This window comes from Photobacterium iliopiscarium (assembly GCF_003026395.1).
Classification (GTDB): domain Bacteria; phylum Pseudomonadota; class Gammaproteobacteria; order Enterobacterales; family Vibrionaceae; genus Photobacterium; species Photobacterium iliopiscarium.
The window spans coordinates 1-1,363 of record NZ_PYOO01000033.1 but is presented as its reverse complement, the minus strand read 5'-3'; the positions used below and the strand labels follow the sequence as shown (position 1 = coordinate 1,363).

The window sequence follows — 1,363 nt, the reverse complement described above, 5'->3', positions numbered from 1 at the left end:
AGAGTCCGTCTCTTCTCTTTAGAGAAGAAAAACCCCTTGGGTGTTGTATGGTTAAGCCTCACGGGCAATTAGTATCAGTTAGCTCAATGCCTCGCAGCACTTACACACCTGACCTATCAACGTTGTAGTCTTCAACAACCCTTTAGAGACCTTAAAGGTCTAGGGATGACTCATCTTGAGGCTCGCTTCCCGCTTAGATGCTTTCAGCGGTTATCGATTCCGAACTTAGCTACCGGGCAATGCATCTGGCGATACAACCCGAACACCAGCGGTTCGTCCACTCCGGTCCTCTCGTACTAGGAGCAGCCCCTCTCAATCATCCAACGCCCACGGCAGATAGGGACCGAACTGTCTCACGACGTTCTAAACCCAGCTCGCGTACCACTTTAAATGGCGAACAGCCATACCCTTGGGACCGACTTCAGCCCCAGGATGTGATGAGCCGACATCGAGGTGCCAAACACCGCCGTCGATATGAACTCTTGGGCGGTATCAGCCTGTTATCCCCGGAGTACCTTTTATCCGTTGAGCGATGGCCCTTCCATTCAGAACCACCGGATCACTATGACCTGCTTTCGCACCTGCTCGAATTGTCATTCTCGCAGTCAAGCGGGCTTATGCCATTGCACTAACCTCACGATGTCCGACCGTGATTAGCCCACCTTCGTGCTCCTCCGTTACTCTTTGGGAGGAGACCGCCCCAGTCAAACTACCCACCAGGCACTGTCCGTAACCCCGATAAGGGGCCAACGTTAGAACATCAAGCATACAAGGGTGGTATTTCAAGATTGACTCCACAACCACTGGCGCGGTTGCTTCAACGTCTCCCACCTATCCTACACATGTAGGGTCAATGTTCAGTGCCAAGCTATAGTAAAGGTTCACGGGGTCTTTCCGTCTAGCCGCGGGTACACAGCATCTTCACTGCGATTTCAATTTCACTGAGTCTCGGGTGGAGACAGCGTGGCCATCATTACGCCATTCGTGCAGGTCGGAACTTACCCGACAAGGAATTTCGCTACCTTAGGACCGTTATAGTTACGGCCGCCGTTTACCGGGGCTTCGATCAAGAGCTTCGACCGAAGTCTAACCCCATCAATTAACCTTCCGGCACCGGGCAGGCGTCACACCGTATACGTCATCTTTCGATTTTGCACAGTGCTGTGTTTTTAATAAACAGTTGCAGCCACCTGGTATCTGCGACTCCCGGCAGCTTAGAGAGCAAGTCTCATCACCGCTAGGAGCGTACCTTCTCCCGAAGTTACGGTACCATTTTGCCTAGTTCCTTCACCCGAGTTCTCTCAAGCGCCTTGGTATTCTCTACCTGATCACCTGTGTCGGTTTGGGGTACGATTTCTTATAA

1 rRNA gene is annotated in these 1,363 nt (G+C 52.0%); it reads right to left on the bottom strand.

Annotated features, from left to right (window positions below):
• Positions 1-47: 47 nt before the first annotated feature.
• Positions 48-1,363 (bottom strand): 23S ribosomal RNA (locus tag C9J51_RS19310); the annotation flags it as partial.